Source organism: Streptomonospora alba (assembly GCF_000826685.1).
In the GTDB taxonomy this organism is placed as follows: Bacteria; Actinomycetota; Actinomycetes; order Streptosporangiales; family Streptosporangiaceae; genus Streptomonospora; species Streptomonospora alba.
Window position 1 is genome coordinate 1 of sequence record NZ_JROO01000009.1, and the last position, 23,981, is coordinate 23,981.

At 65.1% G+C, this 23,981-nt stretch carries 21 protein-coding genes and 1 CRISPR repeat array; of the genes, 5 read left to right on the forward strand and 16 right to left on the reverse strand.

Annotated elements, in window-relative coordinates; genetic code table 11:
• Nucleotides 1–400: 400 nt before the first annotated feature.
• The 3 genes from LP52_RS05005 to LP52_RS05015 all read right to left on the reverse strand — a co-directional run bounded on the left by LP52_RS05005 (nt 401) and on the right by LP52_RS05015 (nt 2,674).
• Nucleotides 401–1,333 carry an SDR family oxidoreductase gene (locus LP52_RS05005; RefSeq protein WP_040271197.1) on the reverse strand — a complete coding sequence of 311 codons (933 nt, stop codon included), beginning with the start codon at nt 1,331–1,333 and terminating at the stop codon, nt 401–403.
• A 229-nt stretch (nt 1,334–1,562) separates the two neighbouring features.
• Nucleotides 1,563–2,288, reverse strand: coding sequence for an SdpI family protein (locus tag LP52_RS05010; RefSeq protein WP_040271198.1), 726 nt, complete (start codon nt 2,286–2,288; stop codon nt 1,563–1,565).
• A 47-nt stretch (nt 2,289–2,335) separates the two neighbouring features.
• The gene (locus LP52_RS05015) at nt 2,336–2,674 is read right to left on the reverse strand and encodes an ArsR/SmtB family transcription factor (protein ID WP_052809442.1); all 339 of its coding nucleotides are present in this window, start codon (nt 2,672–2,674) and stop codon (nt 2,336–2,338) included.
• A gap of 178 nt (nt 2,675–2,852) precedes the next feature.
• Here LP52_RS05015 and LP52_RS28225 point away from each other — a divergent pair, with 178 nt between their 5' ends.
• From LP52_RS28225 to LP52_RS05035, 4 genes are all read left to right on the forward strand, one after another.
• The gene (locus LP52_RS28225; protein ID WP_052809443.1) at nt 2,853–4,109 is read left to right on the forward strand and encodes a sensor histidine kinase; all 1,257 of its coding nucleotides are present in this window, start codon (nt 2,853–2,855) and stop codon (nt 4,107–4,109) included.
• Nucleotides 4,110–4,174: 65 nt separating this feature from the next.
• Nucleotides 4,175–4,804, forward strand: coding sequence for a response regulator (locus LP52_RS05025; protein ID WP_052809498.1), 630 nt, complete (start codon nt 4,175–4,177; stop codon nt 4,802–4,804).
• On the forward strand, nt 4,801–5,010 hold the full coding sequence (locus LP52_RS05030) for a methyltransferase family protein (RefSeq protein ID WP_040271200.1): 210 nt from the start codon (nt 4,801–4,803) through the stop codon (nt 5,008–5,010). Before LP52_RS05025 ends, LP52_RS05030 begins: the two co-directional genes overlap by 4 nt.
• Nucleotides 5,011–5,225: 215 nt before the next feature.
• On the forward strand, nt 5,226–6,206 hold the full coding sequence (locus tag LP52_RS05035) for a DUF6994 family protein (protein WP_202966044.1): 981 nt from the start codon (nt 5,226–5,228) through the stop codon (nt 6,204–6,206).
• A gap of 648 nt (nt 6,207–6,854) precedes the next feature.
• Here LP52_RS05035 and LP52_RS05040 read toward each other — a convergent pair.
• The 12 genes from LP52_RS05040 to LP52_RS25600 all read right to left on the reverse strand — a co-directional run bounded on the left by LP52_RS05040 (nt 6,855) and on the right by LP52_RS25600 (nt 21,571).
• On the reverse strand, nt 6,855–7,607 hold the full coding sequence (locus tag LP52_RS05040) for a hypothetical protein (RefSeq protein WP_040271201.1): 753 nt from the start codon (nt 7,605–7,607) through the stop codon (nt 6,855–6,857).
• Complete coding sequence (locus LP52_RS05045) at nt 7,604–8,392, reverse strand: ABC transporter permease (RefSeq protein WP_040271451.1); 789 nt, start codon at nt 8,390–8,392, stop codon at nt 7,604–7,606. Before LP52_RS05045 ends, LP52_RS05040 begins: the two co-directional genes overlap by 4 nt.
• Before the next feature lie 5 nt (nt 8,393–8,397).
• Nucleotides 8,398–9,111 (reverse strand): ABC transporter ATP-binding protein, encoded by a 714-nt coding sequence (locus LP52_RS05050; protein WP_040271202.1) that lies wholly within the window; start codon nt 9,109–9,111, stop codon nt 8,398–8,400.
• A 159-nt stretch (nt 9,112–9,270) separates the two neighbouring features.
• Nucleotides 9,271–11,157 (reverse strand): ABC transporter ATP-binding protein, encoded by a 1,887-nt coding sequence (locus tag LP52_RS05055; protein WP_052809445.1) that lies wholly within the window; start codon nt 11,155–11,157, stop codon nt 9,271–9,273.
• A 57-nt stretch (nt 11,158–11,214) separates the two neighbouring features.
• Nucleotides 11,215–11,646, reverse strand: coding sequence for a lasso peptide biosynthesis B2 protein (locus tag LP52_RS05060; protein ID WP_040271203.1), 432 nt, complete (start codon nt 11,644–11,646; stop codon nt 11,215–11,217).
• A complete protein-coding gene (locus LP52_RS05065; RefSeq protein ID WP_084722902.1) occupies nt 11,643–11,909 on the reverse strand; it encodes a PqqD family peptide modification chaperone in 267 nt (88 codons plus the stop codon). The genes LP52_RS05060 and LP52_RS05065 overlap by 4 nt, the downstream gene beginning before the upstream one ends.
• Nucleotides 11,910–11,959: 50 nt before the next feature.
• Complete coding sequence (locus LP52_RS05070; protein ID WP_084722903.1) at nt 11,960–13,846, reverse strand: lasso peptide isopeptide bond-forming cyclase; 1,887 nt, start codon at nt 13,844–13,846, stop codon at nt 11,960–11,962.
• Between the two features lie 90 nt (nt 13,847–13,936).
• On the reverse strand, nt 13,937–14,062 hold the full coding sequence (locus LP52_RS27045) for a lasso peptide streptomonomicin (protein ID WP_103055249.1): 126 nt from the start codon (nt 14,060–14,062) through the stop codon (nt 13,937–13,939).
• Between the two features lie 1,213 nt (nt 14,063–15,275).
• Complete coding sequence (locus LP52_RS05075) at nt 15,276–16,889, reverse strand: endonuclease NucS domain-containing protein (protein WP_084722904.1); 1,614 nt, start codon at nt 16,887–16,889, stop codon at nt 15,276–15,278.
• A 782-nt stretch (nt 16,890–17,671) separates the two neighbouring features.
• A CRISPR array of direct repeats spans nt 17,672–17,995; the repeat unit is 37 nt; unit sequence GTGGCGGTCGCCGTGAGCGGCGGCCGAGGATCGCAAC.
• Nucleotides 17,996–18,333: 338 nt separating this feature from the next.
• Nucleotides 18,334–19,020, reverse strand: a complete 687-nt coding sequence (locus LP52_RS27050; protein WP_169775343.1) for an MAE_28990/MAE_18760 family HEPN-like nuclease — start codon at nt 19,018–19,020, stop codon at nt 18,334–18,336.
• Nucleotides 19,017–20,120: a DUF262 domain-containing protein gene (locus LP52_RS26170; RefSeq protein WP_169775344.1), complete on the reverse strand. Its 1,104-nt coding sequence runs from the start codon at nt 20,118–20,120 to the stop codon at nt 19,017–19,019. Before LP52_RS26170 ends, LP52_RS27050 begins: the two co-directional genes overlap by 4 nt.
• A 212-nt stretch (nt 20,121–20,332) precedes the next feature.
• Nucleotides 20,333–21,571: a pentapeptide repeat-containing protein gene (locus tag LP52_RS25600; RefSeq protein ID WP_052809446.1), complete on the reverse strand. Its 1,239-nt coding sequence runs from the start codon at nt 21,569–21,571 to the stop codon at nt 20,333–20,335.
• On the opposite strand from LP52_RS25600, the gene LP52_RS28695 reads away from it, so the two are divergent.
• Complete coding sequence (locus LP52_RS28695; RefSeq protein ID WP_274518783.1) at nt 21,570–21,704, forward strand: hypothetical protein; 135 nt, start codon at nt 21,570–21,572, stop codon at nt 21,702–21,704. The two genes, LP52_RS25600 and LP52_RS28695, sit on opposite strands and share 2 nt — an antisense overlap.
• 605 nt (nt 21,705–22,309) lie before the next feature.
• Here LP52_RS28695 and LP52_RS05085 read toward each other — a convergent pair.
• The gene (locus LP52_RS05085; RefSeq protein ID WP_040271208.1) at nt 22,310–23,977 is read right to left on the reverse strand and encodes a DUF262 domain-containing protein; all 1,668 of its coding nucleotides are present in this window, start codon (nt 23,975–23,977) and stop codon (nt 22,310–22,312) included.
• Nucleotides 23,978–23,981: the final 4 nt, after the last annotated feature.

The following is a 23,981-nucleotide window of genomic DNA, read 5'->3' on the forward strand; positions in this document are numbered from 1 at the left end:
GGGACTGACCACCTTCTCACTCACGGATCCATCACCAAGCGTGCTCCGGGGACGTTAGCTCCTTACCCCGGCAGTCCCGGGGAGTACGGCGAAGGTCATCGAACCACGCATCGGGGACGCTCGGAAGCGCGCCGACCGTTTCCGGACATGCACGGCCCGCACCGGAACCCCGCCACGTCGGGCAGCGTCGAACATCCCGATGGGCGGAGCACATGCTGGCCCCTGCCTGCCCAGTCCGCGGCCGCCTGGGCCGGCATCGGTACCGCCTACTGCTCTTGGGCGGCGGCTGTCGCGCGCCGTGCTCAGCGGAGCAGGTCCGGAAGGCCGGTCCCTCGCTACACAGTCCGAAGCCGAGCCTCAAGCGAGACATCGGCGTCCCCAGCCACCGGCCGGTCCCGGGTCAATACGTGCTCCACACGTCGGGCTGTGCGCCGTCGATGTCGGTGAACCCGTACTCCCGGGCGAGGAGAGCGGAACTGACCGAGCGCTGGTTCCACCGCGCACGTTCGGGGTCGGCGGCCAGGGCCGCCACGGCACGGCCGACGAAGCGCGGGGACTCCGAGTGCTCGAATCCGGCCGGGGCGCCGGGACGGTCGTCGCTGCGATCGGGGGCCAGGGACTCGCGCCACGAGTCCTCGGTCACACCGAAGTCGTCCAGCATCATCTCCGAGCGCAACCAGCCCGGTGTGAGCGCGACCGCGGTCGCGCCGTAGGGGGCAAGCTCGTGGCCCTGGGAGAACCCAAGCCGGTTCACCGCCGCCTTGGCCAGGTCGTAGTACACCGAGATCCGGTACCGGTCGGCGTTGAAGTCGGCCGTGCCATCGGTGACCTCGACCAGCAGCCCGCCGGGGCGCTCGATCAGCAGCGGCAGCAGGTGATGGGAGGTGATCAGGTGCGTATCGATCGCCAGCCGCAGGATGCGCAGGCCGGTGTCCAGGTCGTGCCGCCAGATCGGGGTGTTCCACGTCGGCGGCGGGCCCTTGAGCGCCTCGGCACCCCAGATGTCGTTCACCAGCACGTCAAGGCGCCCGTGCTCCTCGCGGACGCGCTCGGCCAAGTGCCGCACCTGCTCGGAATCGAGGTGATCGACCTGGTCGGCGACGCCGACACCGCCGAGCCGGGTGACGAGTTCGGCGGTCCCCTCGATCGTCTCGGCACGCTCATAGTCCGACCGGATCGCACCGGTCCCCGCCGTACTGGTGCGCCCGGTACACACCACCGTGGCGCCCGCCTCCCCCAACGCGGCGGCGATGCCGCGCCCGGCACCGCGGGTCGCCCCGGCCACCAACGCCACGCGGCCCCGCAGCGCACCGGAGTTCGGCAACCGATCCATGCGGACAGCCTCCCAGCGTCGGCCTCCGGACATCGCGACCTGATGCCAATGTACGCAGCGGAAGCCGGATGCGGGCAGTCGTCGAAGCCTCAGCGGGCACGTGGCACGCGGCCGAGGACCGCAACCGCCCGGTGGATCCGAGCGGTCCCGACCCCTTGAGCGAGGTGCCCGCCGCAGCGCCCGCCCCGTCGCCGCCCCGGCCTATCCGCCGACCGGGGCGCGGCGCTTCCTAAAAGCCTTCCGAGTCCGTCCCGGTGCCGTACTCGCCGTATTCTCCGTCGGCGCCGAGGAGCGTGCGCACGGTGCTCAGCGCCATCACCGCGAACGGCAGCAGGACCGACAGAGCAGCAGCGCCGCCGACCAGCACGGCTGCCGGACCGGACTGCGGGACCAGGGTGTGGGCGGCCGGTACCGCAACCAGCAGAGCCAGGCCGAGGGCGGACATGGCGCGCCCGCCCGGCCGATGCGCCTGCGCCCACGCCCACACCAAGCGGCGTGCCTGAGGGGAGCGGGGCAGGGACACGGCTCGGCCGATCGCGGGCATGGCGGCTCCGAGCGCGACCAGGAACGGGCCGAGTACCGCGAGCACCGCGGGCAGGACCGGTATCGGGGCGGATGCGAACAGCAAGGCGACGAGGATCTGCAGCGCCAGCAGCAGCCCTGACACCAGGACCAGGGTCAGGTCGAGCGCGCGCTGCTTGCCGACGTTGCTGTCGGCGCCGAACCGCAGATCGAACCGGCGCTCGAGAACGCGCTCTGTGCGGGGGGCCAGCATGAGCAGGCCGGTGATCACCACGCCGGCGGCGGGAAAGGCGCTCAGGATCACCCACCGCGGCACTTCGGTGGCGTCTCGCTGCTGAGCCGCTTCGCGGGTTGTCACGATCTCGGGCACCGAGTCCCATGCGATCCAGGAGACGGCGACCATCGCGAACAGGAGCACCGCCGTGCCGAGCATCCCCGCACGCGAAGGCTCAGCGGCGCGCGTCCGACTCTCTCCTGACGTCATCGGCGGCCCCCGTCCATCCGGATCCCTGCTGCGGCCGGCGCCCATTCGTTCCTCCCGCCGCCGTCGGGTGCGGTGCCGACGAGGTCGCAAAGGGCCGTGATCTCCCGGCGAATGCGTTCGGCGTCGATACGGTAGAAGACACGGATTCCCGAACGGCGTGCGCTGACGAGCCCGGCATTCTTCAGGATGTTGAGATGGCCGGAGAGAGTGGGCTTGTTCGTTTTCAATTGTTCGGCTATATCCCCGGCCGTGTACGCCTCTCCCGTGCGCAGCAGCGCGAGCACCGCCCGGCGGGTCGGGTGCGCGAGGGCGTCATAGAATCGATCGTCCTTCATCGGATACCTCCGATCACTGGAAACCACCCTCGATAAACCTAGACGGGGGCGCCCGCACGGTCATCTCCCGTACGCAACAGGGGCGGCACAAATCCGAAGGCGGTCCCTGTGACTCTGGGCATAGACCATTGTCATATAAGTGGTTGCGGAAATAATCCGAGAAAGCTAAGCTGACTCCATGGTCGCCGATGCGCACAATGCGGGCCTGCTCGGCTGGTTGGAATTAACGGAGAACCGCCCTCCGCGCATCCTCAGCTTATTCTTCTGGGGGGCGATCGGGGCCACGGTCCTCGTCGGTGCCGCATCCTTTATTTCCGAGAACCCGCTCACCTGGCCTCCGCGGTCCCCGCTGCTGGTGGTCGGCGTCCTCAGCACCGTGCTCGTGTGCGCCACGTGGCTGGTCATCCCGTGGACCCCTGCAGCCCCCGCCCGGCGCAAGGCCATGACGGTCGTCTTCCTCGCAGGAACGCTGTTCGCCATGCTGTGGGGCAACTTCACGGCATTCGTCCTGATGAGCCTGGCCATCGGCAACGCGCTCATCGTCCTCGGAGTCGCAGCGGCGTTCGGCTACATCGCGCTGGCCGCCCTCTTCCATCTCGTGGTCAGCCTCGCCAACCCCGCCCAGACACTCATGGACGCGGCCCTGAACACGTCTGTGGCGCTGATCCAGTCGGGAGCGGTTCTGCTCGTGTTCCTGGCACTGTTCGAGGCGTCCCGCACCGCCCGCCAGACCCGTCGCCTCTACACCGAGCTCGAAGAGGCCCACGCCGAGTTGCGGCACTACGCCGACCGGGTGCGCGAGCTCACGGTGACCGAGGAACGCGCCCGCATGGCCCGGGATATGCACGACTCCGTCGGCCACCACCTGACCGTGGTCAACCTGGGATTGCAGAACGCCCGGCGGTTCCGCCGGTCCCGCCCGGAGGAAGCGTGGCAGGAGGTGGCCGAGGCGCAGCGGCTGACCGAGGAAGCGCTGCAGGACGCCCGCCGGTGGGTGCGGGCGCTACGCCCGCTGCGCCTGGAGGGGCAGACCGTCCCCGAGGCGATGCGCCGCTTGACCGAGTCCCTTTCCGGAGCGGGTGTGGACGTCGGATTCACCGTCAGCGGCGTATGGCCGGGGCTGGCGCAGGACGTCGATACGGCGTGCTACCGGGCGGCGCAGGAAGGGCTGACCAACGCGCTGCGCCACTCCGGTGCCCGGCGCATCGACGTTTCGGTGCGATGCGGGGACAGTGTGGTCGTCAGCGTCTGCGACGACGGTCGCGGCGCGGAGGCCGAGGCGGTGCGCACCGGCCCCGGATTGCGTGGGCTGCGCGGCCGTATCGAAGCACTGGGCGGGGACATGGAGTGCCTGCCACAAGGGGCGCTCGGCGGGACGGAACTGCGCGTCGCGTTTCCGGTGAATGCCGGCGCGCAAGCAGAGGTGCCGCAGTGAGCCGCGAGCAGAGCGGGACCGAGCAGCCGCCCGTCCGCGTCCTGCTCGTCGACGACCAGACCCTGATGCGGCGCGGCCTGCGCCGACTGCTGGACGCCGAACCCGGGATCGAGGTCGCGGGGGAGCGCGGCGACGGTGTCGAGGCCCGGGAGTTCATCGCCGCGGCGCCGGTGCCGCCCGACGTCGCCCTGGTCGACGCCCGCATGCCGCGTATGGACGGCATCACCCTCGTCGAGCTGCTGGCACACGACCACCCGGAGGTGGCTTCGATCATCCTCACCACCTTCGACGAGGACGAGTACGTCTTCGGTGGGCTGCGGGCCGGGGCCCGCGGGCACCTGCTCAAAGACACCTCGCCCGACGACCTGGTAGCCGCCATCCTCCGGGCGCACCGAGGGGAAACCGTCCTGGGAGCCACCGCCGCCGAACGGCTGGTAGGCGAGTTGCGGAGGAGCCGGCCGCACGCGCCCGACCAACCGGGTCCCGACGCTCCCGCCGATCGCGGTTCCTCGCCTCTGTCCGAGCGCGAGTCCGAGGTGGCCCGGCTGGTCGGAGCGGGCATCGACAACCGGGGCATCGCGCGGCGCCTGCACCTGTCCGAGGGCACGGTCAAGAACCACATCGCCAACATCCGCCGCAAACTGGCGCTGCGCGACCGAACGCAACTGGCGGTGTGGGTCAACCGCTCGGATTGAGATATGGACCTGGACCGCAGCTCATCACGAAGTCGGCGGTCGGCGCCTGGGAATCGGAGGTCCTTTTCACCCTCGCGGAACTGGACATCGTCACCGTCCTCGCCGCCGAGTCCCTGACCGCCCCCGTCCTCGCCGACCGCCTTGGCACACACGCAGACGCCACTTCCGCGCTCCTCGACGCCGGAGTTGCGCTCCGCCTGTTGTGACCAAGGCGAACGGTCGCTACTCCCCACGCAGCCGGCCCTGGGCCGGGAGGGGGCGACAACGGCCCGATGTAGTGGTCCACATCGAGGGCATGCGACGCACGCACATGTGGTCGGCATCGCGGATCAGCAACGCCTTGGCCAACGACAGTAGACATAACCCTGGCGCCGCACCTCCGCAACACTGAGGCCAAGCAAAATCGAAGGGGAGCACAGATATGGACGATGAGCGGGACCTGATCGCATACGAGGAGCCCCGAGTCCTGGGCGAGGTCTTCCCCGACCGGAATGCCGACGATCCCGAGTACCGAATGTGCTCCACATGCAGGGTCGTCCTGCCCGCTGACCAGTTGACCGTCATCAAGCATCGTCACGCCGGGCAACCGAAAGGGCATCTACGGATCTACTGCCTCGACCATTTCGCCCGTGCCGACGAGCGGGCCGAAGGCAGTGACTCCGAACCTGCGACTGGCCCTCCAAGCAGGTCGCGCCCGCTGGACGACCGCGTGATCGACACAACGTATGACTTCCAGACCGACACTCCCCAGGGCAAGGACCCCGACGCCCACAGCGACACGCTGCACCGCTACCACCGAGCGCTCTGGAGCAAAGAACTTCCCGACGGGACGCGCCTCGACCTCGCCGATGGAAGGCCGGGAAGCTACCTCGACCACGAGTCGGAGAAAGGACGGTTCTGGCTCACCAGCGACGCCGTCATCCCCACGTTCCCGCACAAGGCGGGGGACATCGTCGCGAAGCTCGACGACGGCGAGTTCGAGGAGTTCCATAGCCTGGGCTACACGATCGGCGGGATGATGATCTGGCCGGGCAACAAGATCGGAAACAAGCAGACGATCAACGGCGCTCGCGGTTTCCACCCGCGGATCGCCGACCGGTTCGATCTCACAGTCGAGTGCATCCGTCGCCACTACGCAGGTCAGTCGAGTCCACTCAGCGACGTCCTCGCCCGGTACACCGACTTCTTCGCCCTGTTCGAAACCTTCGAAGGGTTCATCGACCACTTCCTCCTCCACGACCTGCTCGACGGCGGGCGGGTCCGGTTCGCGATGCCGTTCGACGAGTTCGGTGGGCCGTCGGTGCCGCAGGACCTGGCGACATACCGCCGCTATATGGAGGCGAGCATGGAGTTCGTCCACGCCAGGAACGCCCGCATCGCCGCGTCCACCAGGACTCTCTAGCCTCGGGCTCTCATGGAGGGCGAGACCGGGGCGCCGTCAGCGGGCGTGGGATAGCTCCGAGCCTCTGAAGGTCCTTAGGGCCGGCGCCCTGCGTCCGTGCACCCTGGTGCACCCTCGCCGCAGGGCTGGATGACGGGAGGGAGTCTGCACAGCGGCCCGTCGGCGCGAGGTCGTGCATCCTCGCGTGCACCCTGGGCAGCAAGAAAGCCCTGCCTGTTCGGTTCGGTACCGCAGGTTAGGGCTTTTTTCGTACAGAGCGGATGACGGGAATCGAAGGCTGCAGGGGGAGTTCGCTGACCTGCGAGTATTCGAGTATCCCCAGGCTGTGGACGAGGTGCGGGCCAGGTTGTGCGCGGATGCGCCGGGACGGATAGCGAGATGTGCACCCTGGTGTGTGCACCACCTCCGCAAATTCCGTGCACCCTCCGGGGGCACGAGCCCTTCGATCGCCTTGGGGGGATCCTGGACGATCGCCGGCATGGCAGCGCCAAACAGCGGGCCCCCAGTAGGCTGGGGTGTCGGCGCAGCCCGTTGTGTGGCGGGCTTCGGAACCGGAAGCTCATGGATTTCCGGGGGAGATTGCTGGGACCTACCTGAGTGGGTGCTCACGTTCAGGCGGGCCGACTCGCCGCGGTGCGAACCCCCGGCTCAGGCGTCGCGGCGAAAGAGGCAGTAGCCGCCCGCCGCCGCAGCGAGAATCCCCCATCCGACGAGGATGGCTGCGGCCGCGCCCGGGTGGAGTTCGGTGACGCTGTAGGCCGGGGTGCCAACCAGGCTCAGGCTCGCCTCGTGCGGGAGCAGCCGGATCACCTCCGGCACCTGGAATACGCCGGTGGCCACCAGCACGGGAGCCAGAACCAGGAGAGCCGGCGGCGCCACCACGGTGCGTGTAACGATCGCGAGCCCGAAACCGATCACCGGCAGCACGATGTAAACCGCGTACCAGCGCAGCAGTTCCACCGCGATATCCGGCTCGGACGTCTCCCCGAGCAGGAGAGCCAGGCGGCCGGGGGTCACCACTGCAACGGCTGCGGGCACTGTCACAGCCAGCAGTGCCGCGAGCTTCGCGGCGTACAGCCGCAGCCGGTCGGGCACCGCGGTGAGCGTCACGCGCAGTTGTCCATTGTGGTACTCGCTTCCGGCCGCGAAGACCGCGACCAAGACGAACACGTAGACCGGCGCCATCAGCACGCCACCGAGGTCGGAAAGTGCCACAGCGCCGCCACCGGTGCCGATGCGGATGGCGTCGGTCGCGGCGGCGGCGCCCAACCCGGTATTGAGCACCAGTGTGGCGGCGATGGCCAGCCACGTCACCGGATGCGTGACGATCTTGGTGGCTTCAGCGGCGAACAGGTCGCGTCGGCGCAGGGTCGCGACTGCTGTGGTGGCTTCGGCCGTCATCGGGCGTCTCGCAGGCGGATCGCGACCGCAGCCCCGGCAACGGTGGCCGCCGCCCAGCCGGTCAGTACGGTCGCTCCGTGCAGCGGGCTCGCGCTGAGGACATTGGTCGTGGGCTCCAGCAGCAGGTTGCGCGCGGCGCTCAACGGCAGTAGGGCGTCGATGGCCGGTACGGTGGCGAACACTTGCGCCATCGTCAGCGCGATGATGGCGGTAACGGCGATAATCCCCACCAGGGTGCGCCGGACCAGCAGTGTGATGGCGAATCCGACCAGGGTCACCGTGACCGCGTACAGCAGGAACCGCCCTTGCCCGGCCAGCGCCTCAGCGCTCCACAGGATGCCGGGATTCCAGTCGCGGACCCCCAGATACATGAAGAAGGTCGACAGCGCCGCGATGACGACACCGACGATGAGGGCGTACAGCGCGGTCGCGATCACCTTGCCGAGGACAAGCTTCCCCCGGCGCGGGACGACCGAAACGCTGACCCCCAGGTGGCCGGAACGGAACTCCTGTCCGGCGATGATGGCGCCGATGATCGGCAGAAACAGCCCTGGTTGCAGTGAGGACGCCACCAGCAGCCCCAGAACCACGGGCTCGGCCTGCTGGCGGTGGCCGGTGAAGAACTCGATAGTGCCGTCGGGGCGCATGCCGGCGAGGGAGTCGGCCAGCATGCCTAGCGGCTGGACCAGTACAACCACGGCGAGCAGCAACAGCGCCGCCGTGGCGATCAGGACGCTGGGCAGTGTGGTGATCTTTGTAAGTTCTGAGCGTACGACGCTGGTCACGGTCCTCACCACCCTTCGCCTGGCGTGCCACCGGTGAGCTCGAAGAACGCCTCCTCCAGCGAGGCGTTCCCGGCGGTGACGTCGGCGAGCGTCCCCTGGGCGATGATGCTGCCGCGGTTGATGATGACCACGTCATCGACGGTTTCGGCGGTCTCACCCATCAGGTGGCTCGACAGCAACACGGTGTTGCCTTCGGCCGCGTAGGACCGCAGAAACGTGCGGACCGTGCGGATGCCCTCGGGGTCGAGGCCGTTGGCCGGCTCGTCGAGGACGAGCGTACGGGGCTCGCCTAGCAGCGCAGCGGCCAAACCCAAGCGCTGCTTCATGCCAAGGGAGTACTTGCGTACCCGTGTCTTCGCCGCGTGGGAGAGACCGACCTGCTCCAAGACCTCCTCCACCCGCTTCCGCGGGATCCGGTTGGACTGGGCGATCCACCGCAGGTGGTCGGCGCCGCGCCGTTCGGGCACCGGCCCGGCGCCGTCGAGCAGGGCGCCGACGGACCGAAGCGGCTGGGCGATCCTGCTGTAGGGGACGCCGCCGATCAGCGCGGTGCCGGAGGTGGGGCGGTCCAGACCCAGCAGCATGCGAAGGGTTGTGGATTTGCCGGCGCCGTTGGGCCCGAGGAACCCCGTGACCCGGCCGGGCGCGGCAGAGAAGGACACGTTGTCGACGGCCTTGTTCGAGCCGAACCGCTTGCTGAGTCCGGTAATCGCAATCACGTTATTCCACGGCTCCTCAATACCGTTTCGCATCGTCAAGAGATCCCATAGCGCCCGATCCCCATCGGCTATAGATCGACTGCGGGACGCCGTCAGGTTCCTCTCCTAGCCGGCACCTCACACGGCCCCGAGTTTTGCACATCATCGGGGGGCGGTCCATCAGGCGTCCAGGAATTGCCGTTCCGCCAACCCCCGATACAGTTCTGAGCTGCGCAGAAGCCGAGAATGGGTGTCTTGGGCCACTACGTGCCCTTCGTCGACTACCACGATGGTGTCGGCCGACTGCACGGTGGCCAGGCGGTGGGCGATGATCACGATTGTGCGGTCGGGTCCGGATGCATTGAGCACCTCTTGTACGACTTCCTCATTGCGGCTGTCCAGATTCGAGGTGATCTCGTCCAGCAACAGGACCGGCGAACCCACGGCGAACGCGCGCCCCACGGCCAGCCGTTGGCGCTCGCCGCCGCTGAGTTGCTCGCCCAACTCGCCGACCTGCCGGTCCAGCAGCGCGACCGCGGCGTCGCGGTCGGCGGCCAGATTGACGCGCACCAGCGCCTCGGCGCAGGCGTCGTCGGACAGGGCATGATTGCCGATCGTCAGGTTCTGGCGCACGGTGCCCGACAGCACGGGAGCATCTTGCTCGACGTAGGACAGTTGGGAACGCAGTTCGTCCCGGGAGACGGTGCGCACGTCGCGGCCGTCGAAGAGGATGCGACCGGAAGTCGGCTCGTAGAAGCGCTCCAGCAGCGCGAATATCGTCGATTTTCCGGCACCCGAAGGACCGACGATCGCCGTCGTAGCACCGCGCGGAATGTGAAAGTCCACCCCTTCGAGCGCATTTTCTGGCTTGCCGGCTCCGTTCGTTCCGGGATAAGTGAAGTGGACCGCTTCGAACCGGAAAATCGCGTCGGTGGAGTCGTCATCGGGGCCTGCGGTGCCCATCTGGTCCGTAGAGGATTCGGGTCCTCCGGTGGAACCCGTTTCCGGCTTGTCCTTTTCTGTTTTGAGCTTAAGTACCTCCTGAATCCGGGTCAACGCGCCGAACGCTTCTCCCAGAAGAGAGAGGATGCTGCCGAACATTCCGATCGGCGCTGCGAGATAGAGCAGGTACATCATGTACGCGCTCAGGTCGCCGATGGTGATCGCGTCGGCGGCGACGCGCAGCGCGCCGACGCCCACGACGACGATCAGCAGAAGCTGGACGGCGACGCCGGTGAGGGTCTGGATCGCAGCCTTGAGAGACGCCGCGATCCGGCCGTGGCCCAGAACGTCCTGGGAGTGCCGTATTGCCGAGGCCACCTCCCGGTCGGTGGCCCGGCTTGCCCGGATCATGCGCAGCCCGCTGAGTCCTCGGCTCAGCTCGGCCGCAAGCTGGCCGATCGAGTGCTGCATGCTCAAGCCGGCTGGGCGGGTGCGGCGCCCCAGCATGACCACCGCCGCCAGCAGGCCGGTGACGACGATAACGGTGACCAGCAGGAGCACCGGGTCGATGATCCCCATCATCACGATGGAGACGGCGATGGTGATGCCGCTGGTCGCGATCTCGACCAGGCCGGAGCTGAGGATCGCTCGCGTGTGGGCCACATCGGCGGTGACTCGGGAGACCAGGTCGGCCCGCGGTCGGCCTTCCACCTCGGCCATGTCCAGGCGATAGAGGTGGTCGATGATCTTGGCGCGGGTCTCGTGCGCGAACCGTTCGGCCGTGCGCTGCAGGATGAGCTGTCGCAGACCGGTGAGTAGCGAGCTGGCGGCGAGCAGCCCGATAAGCGTCCCGATCCAGATCCGGGACACCTCACCGCGGAATCCGTCGACTATAGAGGAGACCACCAGCGGTTGCAGGGCGCTCGCCAGGGTGGCGACGATCCCGAGCGCCAACGCCAGCACCAAGGCGTTGCGGTAGGGCCGCAGCAGCGGCATGACCGTGCGGAACCCGGCCGGTTTGCTTCGGCCGGGGACCGCGTCCGCCGTCGGCGCTGCCGTCCTGCTGCCGACCGCGGTCGCGCTGTCGGTTGCCGCTGCATCGCCGGGCGGAATCGTCGCGGTCATCTCATGCCCCCTGGTGGTTTGCTGTGGTGGTCGGTTTCTTCGTTCGCTCGACCCTGATCACGCACTGGGGCGCGCCGAACCGGGATCGACTTTGAGTGTGGGGATGAAGTCGCGTACAGCCTCGGGCTCGTCCACAGGAACACCGTCGACCTCCACCCACGCGTGCGCGAGGAAGGGGTTGGGACGTATGCCGGCGCGCCAGGAGGAGACGGAACCGTAGGAGCGGGCCAGCAAGAACGTCGCGACCGACCGTGGTACGCACCCTTCTCCGGCACACCTGGCACTGACGCTCACAACGGCGCGGCGGCAGGAGGAGACGGTCTCGGGCGTCGCCGCGCGTCCGCCGCGCCCGGCCAGCCGGAGTGTCCCTACCAGCAGGCGCGGCGGCAGGGCGCTCATCGCCAGCGCGAGCGCGACGCAGACGCGCGCCCGTAGGCCCTTGTTCATCGGGGCGCTGCCGACGTCCTCGGGCAGGATCGGGGAGCTCATGAGTGCCGCACCTCGACCAGCTTGGCCTTGCGGAGCTGGTCCACCAGTTCGGTGAGGTCGTCCCGGACAGTCTGCTCGGGGGCGGAGGTTGCGGCGCTGATGTCCCGGGCGACCTCGTCGACGGTCTCACCGTCGGCTATGCGCGTGAGCATCGTGTACGCCGACGAGTTGAGGTGCCAGTATTCGCCGTTGCGCAGGTTGAGGACGAAGTTGTCGCCGTCCCGGGAAACGATCTGCACGTTGGGCCGCATCTGGACTCTCATGAGGGCTGCCACCTCCGAGGGAAGCGAAGATCAAGCGGATTCTGGTGGGTTCAGGCTGTTCCGGATGATTCGGGGAGGGCGTCGTGGAGTCGCACGGAGCGCACCCATTCCTCGGCGAACGCCAGGTAGGCCAGGTCGGTGTACTCGCGGCCGGTGATGGAGAACCGCTGGGCGCTTTCGAGTACGGCACGGGGGTCGACCAACCCCATGTCCTCAAGCAGCGAACCGTCGGCGAAAAGCTCCCCGATCCGGGTATTCAACGCCCGGTGCTGGTCGAAAACCTCGGCTGTGTAGTCGCCCTTGTCGCGTCTGGTGAAGTAGTCGAGGCTCATGGTCGGCGGGCGCGCGGCTGCCAGAAGCGGCTTCGCCGGATACTGCTGCGCGCGGTCGGCGACATCGAGCGACAGCGCGAGGTCGACCACGTGGCGGTCGAGATAAGGGCTGTCGAACAGGATCGGCACACTGTCGCGGCGGGATGGACCGACGGCCCGGTTCATGCCGCGGACCGCGGCGCCGTGCACGGTCAGATACTGCATGATCTCGTGTGTGGTCAGGTCGGCCGACAGCGGCTGAGGGTCGGCTCTGACGGTCGCCTCGACAAGGCTGTGCAGGCGTTCGCGTGCGGCTGCGGTCATGGCCGGGTGGATCCGGGGGCGGTTCACCCAGCGAGAGAAGTCGGCGATGTCGTAGGCGGCGCGCGCGTCGTCCAGGTGCCGGGGCAGATCCGCGAGGTCCCTTCGCAGCGAGCCGCGATGCAGCAGCATGCGCGACATCGCGAACAGCGGGTACCGGTTGAGGACGCGGTGCCGCCGGATTTTGCGCAGCCGCCCGGGGGTGTTGGAGCGCAGCAGCGACCAGGCGAGGCTGGGGACGGGACCGAAGAGCGCGTCGCCGCCGTGGCCGTTGAGGTGGATCCGGCTGCCGGTCGGTTTCAAAACGGACCTGATGCGAGGCGTGGCCGCGATCGCCACGGTCGACACGCCCGGCCCCTCGGGAAGCAGATCGACTGACGGTGCGGCGTCGGTGCCGAGAGCGTCGATGAACGTCTGGTAAGGCTGCTCGATGTGGTGCGATCCGATCTCGTCGGCGGCGCGCGACGCCCACTCGTGGTCCCGGTTCGCGCGGTTGACGCTGGCTAGGAACAGGGTGTGGTGACCGGCGGTTCGAGTCACGGAATCCTCGGCGAGTATGAATCCGAGGGTGGTGGAGTCCAGCCCGCCGGAAAGGTCGGAGCTGAAGTTCGGACGGCGCTGGATGCGTCGACTGAGGGCCTGCGACATCGCGGCGCGCAGTGGGTCGGCGAGGTCGGCCGTGGACCGGTCAGGACTCGGCGGCTGCCACCACGTGACATTCCGAGTTCCATGACCGGGCTCCCATGCGGTCCACGTGCCCGGGGGTGCCGTGCTGATACCCGACCAGACGGTGTGCTGGGCGAACGGGTAGCTCAGACCGAGGTCGGTCAGGCGGCCGGCCAGGACGTCGAGGTCGAGGTCCAGACCGGACAGCTGCGCCAGGGTGAACTGGTCGTCGCTGAAGACGGTGCCGGAGCCGCGCTCCGTCCAGCAGAACGCACGGGTCTGGAACACGGGGGCTTGAAGCCGCAGTCGGCCGCTCCGGGGCTCGCGGGCGACGGCGACGACGTCGGCTTCGACCAGCTCTGTAAGGGGGCGGTCGAGTTCGTCGATGCGGCGTCGCCCAGCGCAATCCCGGGCGAGGACGTCATCGGTGCGGTCGGTCGAGGTCCCGAACAGATATACCTCGATGTCGCGGTTACGCACGGACGCGGCCACGCCGTCCTCACGGGTTAGCAGCCACGGGTGCCCGGACTCCGTATTCGCCGCCGCCGAATACCCCTGGGCGGCCAGTTTCGAGCGCACCTCATCATCGGCGATGCCATCAGGAAGAACAACGATCGGCACGCAGGTGCCCCTTTCCATCGGGGTGGGCGCGGACGTGGGGATAACCTCGCGGATTCCTGCTCCACGCCCACCCCTAAACAGACCGGATTAACCGCTATAAAGCGGCCGTCACGGGTAGATGACGATCAGAGCCGGGTAGCCCAGGATGTCGTTGTAGGGGGAGCTGCCGAGGCTCTTGGTGACGTCCTTGAACTTGCCGATACGGGTGAGAGTGGGGATCTCGTAAGCGCTCATATCCCATTCCTCGTTTCGCTGTAGCTGCAACCGATCGCGTCCGTGAACCACGAACGCGGGTCACGTGATCCGCTATGCGGACTCGCGACTCGGACAGGACATTAGATGCGGAGGAAGAAGCTGGCAAGTAGTCATTCACCAGCGGATTTGTGAGTATTTCCTGGTTCCGCGCATGATCATATGTGCGGTAAAGCGCGTGTGATGAGGGCTGGGCATTAAACGGTCGGTGTCTACCCTGGGGATTATCGTGGATGGCCGGAGTCGGTCAGCATTTTGGGGTCTTGCAGCTGACGGCTCACGAAGGCGCGGCAGTCTCTAGCTGTACTGATCATGGAGGTTGGTAACAGCGGTCCCCGCTGACACACGCAAAGGATCTTGGGCCGTTCAAGGCGGTGACGATCTTCGGGAAGGCACGCCGGCTGCCGCATGATGATGCGCTGGGGCTGTAGTTGGGAACCGGAAGTACTCATGGGATTCCGGGTAGGTTCCTAAGGACATTCGGGGTGTCTTGGGTTTTCGTGTCCGGTTCCCATGCTTGGTTGGACGCATGACCCTCGGGTGTTTTCCAAGATCAAGCGCAGGTGGCGGTCGCCGCCCGCGGCGGCCGAGGATCGCAACCGTCGAGCGCAGATCACCATCAGCTCCCTGGCCGCCGGTGGCGGTCGCCGTCAGCGGCGGCCGAGGCGTTGGGCCAGTTCGGTGTGATGCTGCGGGGTTGCGGTCGCCGTGAGCGGCGGCCGAGGATCGCAACCCCCGGGGTTGCAGACCGGAACACAGCAGGACGTGCGAGGGTGGCGGGCGGCAGGCCAGGTGCGGGGCGACCCCTGAAGTCTCACGGGGGCGGCGGGCCATCCCGTGCACCCTGGTGCACCCTCGCCGCGGGGCCGGATGACGGGAGGGAGTCTGCACAGCGGGCCGTCGGCGCGAGGTCGTGCACCCTCGCGTGCACCCTGGGCAGCAAAAAAGCCCTGCCTGTTCGATTTAGTATCGCAGGTCAGGGCTTTTTTCGTACAGAGCGGATGACGGGAATCGAAGACTGCAGGAGGAGTGCGCTGACCTGCGAGTATTCAAGTATCCCCAGGCTGTGGGCGAGGTGCGGCCCGGGTTGTGCGCGGTTGCGCTGGGATGAATAGCGAGATGTGCACCCTGGTGGTGCACGACCTTTCCCGATTTCGTGCACCCTCCGGGTGCACCAATTGCTGACCAGAGGCTATTAGTGGTGTGTCATCCAGAGATGTTCCTGGACCAGCGTCTGGATCTGATCGAAGTGGGAGTGGACGAAGTCGCGCAGCATGTGCGGCATGAGACCGTCAGGGCGCATATAGGCGGTCTTGCTGGTTGGGCTGACGGCACGAACGATCTCGCCCTCCTGAGCCGTCCAAAGTTCCAGGACACCCTGTCGGATTCCCAGGGGGTCCACATCTATCAGGGCGTAGCGAAGTCCCCAGAGCGAGAGCAGGAGGGAGTCCAATTCTCCGATCTCTCCGCTGTGGCGGTACACCGCCCATCCCGTCGGTTCACGGAGCGGAGGGGGTGCCAGACGGGCCAGGTTGGAGCGCTGCCACCCGTCCCATACCAGGCAACCAAAAGTGGCCCGGGTACGGCCTCCGGTGTAGGTGGCCGTGGCCCGGAGCATAGGCGCGTACTTTTCGAGCGCTGACGATGTATCAGTCAGTCCGTACATCAGTGTCTGCAGGAGGTCACAGGGATTGTGAACGTAGATATCCACGTCCAAACATGACGAGTCCGCTTCGGCTTCGTCCAACCATCGTTCCATCAGAACGGACCAGTCGGCGTTCCCGGCAAGGGTCTGTCGAATCGACTCTCGTTCTGATGCCCACCGGGGTTGGATGTCCGGTACGGCAGTGCCCTGACGGCGGATCTGGGCGCCTCCGTACCTGCCTGCAACGGCTTGGTATAGGTCGTCGTCGGTCAAGAGCTCCGAGGTCGCGTAAGCACCGGAGCGGCGCACCGACCGAAGCTCCCAGTGGGGGTCGTCGGATATCCGGATGAAATCCTCGGGGGCGCCGTTCCTTGATACTCCGAGGGCCTTATGGGAGAGGCAGATGTGGTGCAGGGCCCGGTACTCGGCGGGGTGTTCGCGGTAGTAGTCGGGGACGTCGAAGAATGGGTCGTCCTCCTCATCGTGTGCGGGTACCACGTCCAGTGAGTCCTGGAGGGGTGCGAGGTCAGGATTGATCCGGCCGATCGCGAAGTACAGCAGATACTGACCGTCGACGAGTTCCGGTGCATCAATTCGATCGAAGTCGAAGCCGATCAAGTGGTGGGCTTGGGCCTGTGAAGCCAGTTCGATGATCTCATGCCAGCCTCGTTCACGTTCCTCAGCTGTCGCGTAGACCTCAATGCAGTGCACCCGTGAAGGATGATGGTTAAAAGGCTCGGGAGACCAAGAGACCCTTTCAATACCCGGGATCCTGCCGCTTGGCGCCGCGGAAATCTTGTAACCTCGCAGGTCATGCCCCCAGTCGCGGGCGAAATTGCTCGCTGAAGTATACAGATCATGCCAGGTTGTCGATAGGATGAGGGTGCGGATTCGGTCCTTGGGGAGGTTCATTTGATCACGAAGGAGTTCTGTGTACTTCGCGACTTCGTGAAGGGCTTGACGTGCGCTTGTATTTGTACGCTTTAATTCGATTACCACCCACATTTCATTCTTGTCTTTAGCAAGTATGTCGATGAATCCATCTGCCCCATTTGGGTTTGCGATTCTAAACTCGGTGGCGATCAGAGAGAGGCGGTGCTCTGGCTCAATAATCTGGAGGTTGGCAGCGAGGTAGTCTCGAATGTGTTTTTCGTGTGCCTTCATCGCCTCGACACTAGCGGACGTCGGTGACAGGGCAGCAGCAGATCCGTCTTTGGAACGGGCGGGTAGCCTCCTCGTTAGCCCCGAGCGCGTTACGCCTGTTCAGTCCAAGCGGCATGTGGGTGCCGCTGGGGTGTAGGGCGCCACGATCATCGGATCGCGAACTCAGCTCAGTCAGCTCCGATGGTTGTTTCAAGGACGTCGAACAGAATCTGGACAGATGATGAGATCCTCGCTTATAATATCCGGCTCGGGCGACCCGCAGTCGCCATCGTGGACGAGATGACTGCGCCATTGCCGACACACGACCGCTCGACCGTGATCGTCAGAGAAATCGTGCCGGATTTCCGGGGCGTTCGTGTTAATAGCCCAGGAGAGTGCCACTCTCCACTTTCGTGGCGGGCTGAACTGATGCAGGCCCAGTCCACGGTCCTCCGACGGCGGGCGGCACGTTCGGTTTCTGGGCGCGGTGCGCGAAGCCAGGCGAAGTGAGAACCCTGATGGTGCACGACACTTGGCGTTTGGGTGCACCCTCCGGGTGCACGAGCCTGTCGACCGCCTCGGGGGTCATCTTGGACGATCTCCGCCTGGCAGCGCCACACGGCGGGCCGGCCGGTAGGCTGGGCTGTGGGCGCAGCCCGTTGTGTGGTGGGCTTCGGAACCGGAAGCTCTCATGGATTCCCGGGGAGGTTCCGAAGTAGGTTCCTTCCTGAGCGGGTGGGTATGTCTGTTCTCGGTGCAGTGCGCGGCGGGGATCGTTTGGGCGTTTCGCCTGCTCGGGCGCTGTGGCGGTCGCCGTGAGCGGCGGCCGAGGATCGCAACCATCGTCTGACGGATGAAAAGACGGAATGGAATGGTGGCGGTCGCCGTGAGCGGCGGCCGAGGATCGCAACGGCGAGGGCACCGACGTCATCGTGTACGGCGAGGCGTGGCGGTCGCCGTGAGCGGCGGCCGAGGATCGCAACGTGACCGTGGACGCGTCGACTTCGGCGACCTGCCAGTGGCGGTCGCCGTGAGCGGCGGCCGAGGATCGCAACTGCGTCATCGCCTCCAGCTTGGCGTCGACGCCCTGGTGGCGGTCGCAGTGAGCGGCGGCCGAGGATCGCAACCCCCGGGGCTGCAGACCGGAACACAGCAGGACGTGGGAGGGTGGCGGGCGCCGCCAGCAGGCCGGGTGCGGGGCGAGGTCCGAAGGCTCACGGGGCCGGCCGGGCCATCCCGTGCAGCTCGATCCCCTCGATCGCCTCGGGGGGCATCTTGGATGATCGTGGGCATGGCAGCGTCACACGGCGGGTCGGCCAGTAGGTTGGGGTGTCGGCGCAGCCCCGTTGTGTGGCGGGCTTCGGAACCGGAAGCTCTCATGGATTCCCGGGGATGTTCCGAAGTAGGCGTCGAGGTAGCGACCGTTGGTACCAGACATCCTGATATTTTCTACTTTATTCGAAGCTTACCAAGGTGAGATCGTAAGTTTGCATATTCTCATCACTGATTGTCCAACTGCGGTATTTATCTCTCTGGCTAGATCTTGAACTAGGGCCACGTAGTCGTCCACATCGATATGCGTTGCAGACGCTGAGGCTTCGCCATGAGCTATGGCATTGCGCCTCGCGACAAGACCATTAACTCTATCGAGAAGTGGTCTTCGGTCGATCTTTTCGAGGTGTTGAAGGATGTCAACATCTAGTAGTGCTAGAAACTGGCAGATTTCTCGCGACCCCGGATTGTCCATCTGGCTGCATACGGTCTTCGCGCGAACCATTGTCGCTTCCAGAGTGGCGCCAGGTCGCCAGAGGAATGATTCAGAAGCAAACATATCCTTGATCTTGGGTGCACGAGCATTTTTGTCCTTAATGGATTCTATTGCTCTAAGGTGATCCTCGACGTGGAGTGCACGTAAAATAATGGGTAGATCATCCACGCAGGCCTTATTTGCAACGAGGAAATCGACTGCTTCGGCTGCAATGTCCTCCAGGAAGCCTTCCAAGTGAGCTGATAATAGAACGATACAGCTTCGGTTGATCGAATTGCTCACTGCGGGCTGTGATGTTTCCCCGGATCGCATAGGGTCAAGGTCCGAGAGCAGGCGGATTTCTGCCAGGCGATTCGCCAGATCCGCCCAGGCCGTGGATGTCATGCTTCTGGGAGATGAGGAAGGGAGGAGGGGATATCCAGCGATTTTAGCATTTCGCTGTACTTTCGAACCCTTCCGTGCATGCGTGTTCGGTCAGCCGTCGCTCTGCCGATGAAAACTTGAAATGTGGAGTCGCTCAGAAGCTCATGATGAGCTTCCCTTATTCTGGATTCCTTTCCGGTAATGGAGCCCAGGTCTGCAAAGGCAAAACTCAGGCTGACTGCATCATACAGTGCTCGGTTTACGTTGGTGGCCGGTTTTCCTTCCTCCTGTATGATGCGGAAAGCGCGACCGTCGAAGATGGAAGCAATGTGTTGCATTGTTGCATCAAAAATAGCAACTACCTCTTGGCTGGGGCGCCGTTGGCGGTTGCGTCGCATGTGTTCGTTCAGAAACTGAGTTACGGGCGGTTTGTAACCGGAAAGGTTCTCGTGTAGGGCCAGGAATCTCAGAACCATCTCTTCATCGCGCATGCGGGAATCTTTGCCCCGACCTATGGCTCTCCTGAAGCTATCCATTTGAGCCAAGTCTTTCAGGGTGTCATTGAAGGCGCCACGGTATATACAATTGCGTAGCTCATGCGGTGCTAGCTTGACTGCGCCAGTATTCAACCGCTCAAAAACGTCAAACTTAATATCCGGGTGTGACTCATCCGTGATGACAACAAATCGCAAAGTACGTGATTCTACTCGCCGCTGGTCGCGGGCAGATATTTCGCTGAACTGTTTGCCGTTTAATTCTGTTAGAACGGAGAGTCCGCGCAAAGCAAGGTCGTCCTTGAGAAAGCGAACGATGGAGTGGACCCTCTGGAGCCCATCAATAACCTCCCAAGTCCCGTCTTCGTTTTCGGCGAAGTAGCAAACCGGGATCGGCACATTTAGCAGGAGCGACTCGACCAGCCTGCTCGCTTTTGCGTCATCCCAAACATATTCTCGCTGATACGGGACTTCCATCAGTAGAATCTTGCGCTTGTCTACATGTGATGTTAGTTGGTCCACGGAATAGTCATAGGGTTGCGTTACAAGCTTACGCTCGCCAGCTGCGACATCCAGTGGTTCAGGATTATCCTCGAATTCGAAGGTGTTCTGTCCTTCTTGCTCCACCAAGTCTGTCTCCTCGCCTGAACGTCGTATGGCGCCAGTATAGACCTCGTACGTACTCAACATTGTTCCTCAAGCTTGGTTTGCCGCAATTGGCTAGGGGGATGGCGGAATATAAGGGGCGCCACGCGTGCCGGCGGCCACCTGACGCAGCCGACGATGCGCTCAAGCTTCTCGGCCACACACGGGGGACGCGCCGCTCATCCCCACATGTCTTAGGTGATCGCCGACGCCAACTGTTCCTTCGTGAGCACAAGCTTGCTCAGATCGACGCCCCTCAAATCAGCGTCTCCGAGTTCAGCGCCGATCAGGCGCGCGTCATCGAGGTGAGCACAGGTCAGGTCCGTGTGGTTGAGATGAGCGCCGGCCAGCGTTGCGGATTCGAGACGAGCGCCGGACAAGACTGCACGTTCGAGATGAGCGTCGGACAGGTGAGCATCTTCGAGGTGGGCGTCGGTCAGGATCGCGTTCTCGAGACGGGCACTAGGCAGGATCGCGTTGTCGAGGTGGGCGCTGCCCAGGTAGGAGCCCTCGAGATGGGCGGCGTTCAGGATTGAACTTGAGAGGTGGGCCCGGGCGAGAGTAGCGCCTTCGAGGCGGATACCGGCTAGGTTCGCGTTTTCGAGGTGGGCGTCGGTCAAGTCCGCGTCATCGAGGCGAGCGCGGGTCAGGTTCGCGTTCTCAAGGTTGGCGCGTGTCAGGATCGCTCTGTTCAGGCGGGCGCCGTTGAGGTCGGCGCCGCGCAGGTCGGTCTCCGGGAGATGGACTGGGTTCACCTCCTGGCGGTCGGGGCGTCGTCCGATCACGGTGAGCGCCGCTTGCACGTCTGTGGCAGGTCGAAGGCGTTGGTGCTCAGCTTCGGAAGTTCCGGTTGGCGGGTGCCGCCGGCCCCGGCCAGCTTCGGCGGGAGAAGGGGTCGGGCGGTGGGCGGGTGCGTGTTCGCGGACGAATGCCGCTAGAACCTCGATCACGGTCTCGTGGTCGCGCTCGGATTCGCGCATGATGTGCTCGAGGGCGTAGACGGCGGTGATGCGTGTAGCGATGCTGTCCGAACCGAGCTGTTCGCCGGCGTCCTTGAAGCGCTGGGCCTGCTGTCCCCGTTCGGTCAACTGGTAAGTCTGCTGCGTCACCTGAAGGGTGCGCTGGCCGACCTCGTGGTTGCGCTGGTTAACCCATGAGTTCATCCATGTGAAGTACAGCGCACCCAGGGCGGCGCCGCCCACGCCGATCTGGAGGAGCGTACGGCGGGCAGCATCCAGGGACACCGCCTGGTCCTTGGGCTCCATGTCCGCGAGCACCCCAGAGCCGACGAGCAGCCGTGCGATCGGTCCCAGCAGCAGGGCCAGGATCGCGGTGCCGACCACCGCCACCAAGACGGCCTTGGCGCCCGCCGACCATGCCTGCCCCCGCTCGACAGGGGCCTGTGGCGCCAGCCGGATCGTCACATTGCGCATGCGCATCTTCCTAGCAGAGGCGAGCATCCACCGGCAGGAGGCGGCCGCCCCCGGCCACCCGCTGCGGTCGCCGTCCGCGGCGGCCGAGGATCGCAACACGGTGGGCATGGCCGGGGCCGGAAAGAGCGTGTAGTTGCGGTCGCTGTCCGCGGCGGCCGAGGATCGCAACGCCGCCGAAGACCTCGAAGCGCGGCTGCGCGTGGTGGTGGCGGCCGCCGCCAGCGGTCCAGGTGCGGGGCGAGTCCCGAAGGCTCACGGGGTCGGCGGGGCGGTCCCGTGCACCCTGGTGCACCCTCGCCGCGGGCCGGATGACGGGATGGAGTCTGCACAGCGGGCCGCCGGCGCGAGGTCGTGCACCCTCGCGTGCACCCTGGGCATGAAAAAAGCCCTGCCTGTTCGATTCAACATCGCAGGTCAGAGCTGTTTTTCGTACAGAGCGGATGACGGGAATCGAAGACTGCAGGAGGGGTGCGCTGACCTGCGAGTATTCGAGTATCCCCAGGCTGTGGGTGAGGCATGGGCCGGGTTGTGCGCGGTTGCGCCGGGATGGATAGCGAGACGTGCACCCTGGTGGTGCACCACCTTCACCGACCTCGTGCACCCTCGGGGTGCACCAGCGACCCGAACGGGTAGCGGACCGCTTGCCACGGCCGACGACATGAATAGTTCAATAACTGGGAGCCCCTTGATCCCAGGTCGTACGCATGGAGAATGGTCAGCTGACCGATCACCGCAGGATTACTCAGTATCGATATCAGCCTCTCCAACTTGGTCGTCAGCGTGCTGTACGCCTAGCCCGCTCATGAATTGGCGTTCTCGCTCTGCCAAGAACTGTGTTCGAGTCTCGATAAATCCCTGGTCTTTCCCTAGGCGCAGGTACCTCACGGATTCCTCCGGGATACCATGTGACTTAAGGACACTTCGCCCTTCGTCGTCTAACGCCAGATCCACCAAAGTCTGGCGCAGTGAGGTGCCGGAGGGCGAAGACATGATCAGTCGATTGGCAGGGCTCGACACATCGGCTAACCTGCGATTCGTTACAGCATGACGGTAGGCCTCCGTGTGGGAGCGCGCGAGCAACTCTGCCGGCTTGATGGTCGTTCTGCGGTCCGAATCGATCCGATGCGGAAACTCCCGAAGTTCCCACAAAATAAAAGTGCGCACCCGTGCACTACGGAAATCGAATTTGCTTGGGAACGGTCGGGCACGTTGATCGTGGAAGTCCAAGGGCCCCTTACCGAGCGCGAAATCCCTCATCCTTTGCAGCGCCTCCCGCACCTGAGTCGTGTTCGCTCCCGCGAATGTCCCAGCCCAGGAGGTAGTCCAGAACCAACGCTCCAGATCTGCCAGTCGCTCTCGATCGGGCTCCGCGCAATAGTGGAAAAACGCAGCCAGTAGTACAACCTGCAGGTTGTACGGAATGAGGCGGGCAACGGGCACCCACACTGTATCGCGCAGGAATTCGATGGTCTTGTCCAGGGCGGCGTCGGCTTTTTCTACGGCATCGACTAACCCGCCTTCCACCCGCTTCGCTAGAACCTCCCAGCCGGTGCGCTGTATGTCCTCCTCGCCAGAAATCGCTAGAACGACTCGGAAGACAGTCAAGGAGGGGATGTCGCCGAATCCGGTGGCGGCAATCCGTTCCCGAATATCTTCAATTCGTTCGCTCAGGCTCTCCGGACCAGTCGTTGTGTAGGTTAGTGCGGAGACCATCTGATCGGGCGACATGGGTTGCCCGCTACTATTGACCCGCGAGAACACTTCGACGGCTTGCGAGAGGCTTCCGCCCGTGAGACGTACAATTGCCATCTGGTGGGACTTGAGTCGCGCCGCTACCGCCTCCGCGTCGGCGATGAGGTTATCCACATCTTCGTCCTCGGCACGCTGTTGGAGTTCCCGGGCGAAACCGAGGAAATCCATGGTTCGCAGAAGCGAACGCAAAGGCAGGAAGTGGAGCGGTGGCCTTGCTTCCGTTTTCCAGTGCCGGTAGCGGCTCGACCGGTCGTCACCGCTGCGTAGATCGCGATATACCCACCACATCCAATCTTTCTGGTCTGGGGATCTCCGAGCGTCGGCCGATCGTCGCAACGCCCCGTACAGCGTGGACAGTCGCTGGTGGCCGTCTAGAACGTAGGCTGTCTGGCGGTTCGATTCGGGAGGAGGGATGGGAAGGCCGCCGATTTCGTCCAGGCTTTCCAGCGGCAAATCCGTCTGCCAGATCAACAGACTACCGATAGGGTAGCCGCGCTCGATGCTGTCAAACAGCCCGAGCATCTGCTCGGGCCGCCATACGAAGGGCCGTTGGAACTTCGGAACTCGCAGGTCGCCCCTGCCGATAGAATCTAGCACTTGTTCCAACAACCAAATCTCTGGCTTGACCGAGATTTCGTCGTGGGTATCCGGCATGTGC

What these genes read in the sequence shown, in the direction of transcription:
- LP52_RS05005 (WP_040271197.1), bottom strand. Translation starts at nt 1,333, where the DNA reads ATGGATCGGTTGCCGAACTCCGGTGCGCTGCGGGGCCGCGTGGCGTTG.
- LP52_RS05010 (WP_040271198.1), bottom strand. Translation starts at nt 2,288, where the DNA reads ATGCTCGGCACGGCGGTGCTCCTGTTCGCGATGGTCGCCGTCTCCTGG.
- LP52_RS05015 (WP_052809442.1), bottom strand. Translation starts at nt 2,674, where the DNA reads ATGAAGGACGATCGATTCTATGACGCCCTCGCGCACCCGACCCGCCGG.
- LP52_RS28225 (WP_052809443.1), top strand. Translation starts at nt 2,853, where the DNA reads ATGGTCGCCGATGCGCACAATGCGGGCCTGCTCGGCTGGTTGGAATTA.
- LP52_RS05025 (WP_052809498.1), top strand. Translation starts at nt 4,175, where the DNA reads ATGCGGCGCGGCCTGCGCCGACTGCTGGACGCCGAACCCGGGATCGAG.
- LP52_RS05035 (WP_202966044.1), top strand. Translation starts at nt 5,226, where the DNA reads ATGGACGATGAGCGGGACCTGATCGCATACGAGGAGCCCCGAGTCCTG.
- LP52_RS05040 (WP_040271201.1), bottom strand. Translation starts at nt 7,607, where the DNA reads ATGACGGCCGAAGCCACCACAGCAGTCGCGACCCTGCGCCGACGCGAC.
- LP52_RS05055 (WP_052809445.1), bottom strand. Translation starts at nt 11,157, where the DNA reads ATGACCGCGACGATTCCGCCCGGCGATGCAGCGGCAACCGACAGCGCG.
- LP52_RS05060 (WP_040271203.1), bottom strand. Translation starts at nt 11,646, where the DNA reads ATGAGCTCCCCGATCCTGCCCGAGGACGTCGGCAGCGCCCCGATGAAC.
- LP52_RS05065 (WP_084722902.1), bottom strand. Translation starts at nt 11,909, where the DNA reads ATGAGAGTCCAGATGCGGCCCAACGTGCAGATCGTTTCCCGGGACGGC.
- LP52_RS05070 (WP_084722903.1), bottom strand. Translation starts at nt 13,846, where the DNA reads ATGGAAAGGGGCACCTGCGTGCCGATCGTTGTTCTTCCTGATGGCATC.
- LP52_RS27045 (WP_103055249.1), bottom strand. Translation starts at nt 14,062, where the DNA reads ATGAGCGCTTACGAGATCCCCACTCTCACCCGTATCGGCAAGTTCAAG.
- LP52_RS05075 (WP_084722904.1), bottom strand. Translation starts at nt 16,889, where the DNA reads ATGAAGGCACACGAAAAACACATTCGAGACTACCTCGCTGCCAACCTC.
- LP52_RS27050 (WP_169775343.1), bottom strand. Translation starts at nt 19,020, where the DNA reads ATGACATCCACGGCCTGGGCGGATCTGGCGAATCGCCTGGCAGAAATC.
- LP52_RS28695 (WP_274518783.1), top strand. Translation starts at nt 21,570, where the DNA reads ATGCGCATCTTCCTAGCAGAGGCGAGCATCCACCGGCAGGAGGCGGCC.
- LP52_RS25600 (WP_052809446.1), bottom strand. Translation starts at nt 21,571, where the DNA reads ATGCGCAATGTGACGATCCGGCTGGCGCCACAGGCCCCTGTCGAGCGG.
- LP52_RS05085 (WP_040271208.1), bottom strand. Translation starts at nt 23,977, where the DNA reads ATGCCGGATACCCACGACGAAATCTCGGTCAAGCCAGAGATTTGGTTG.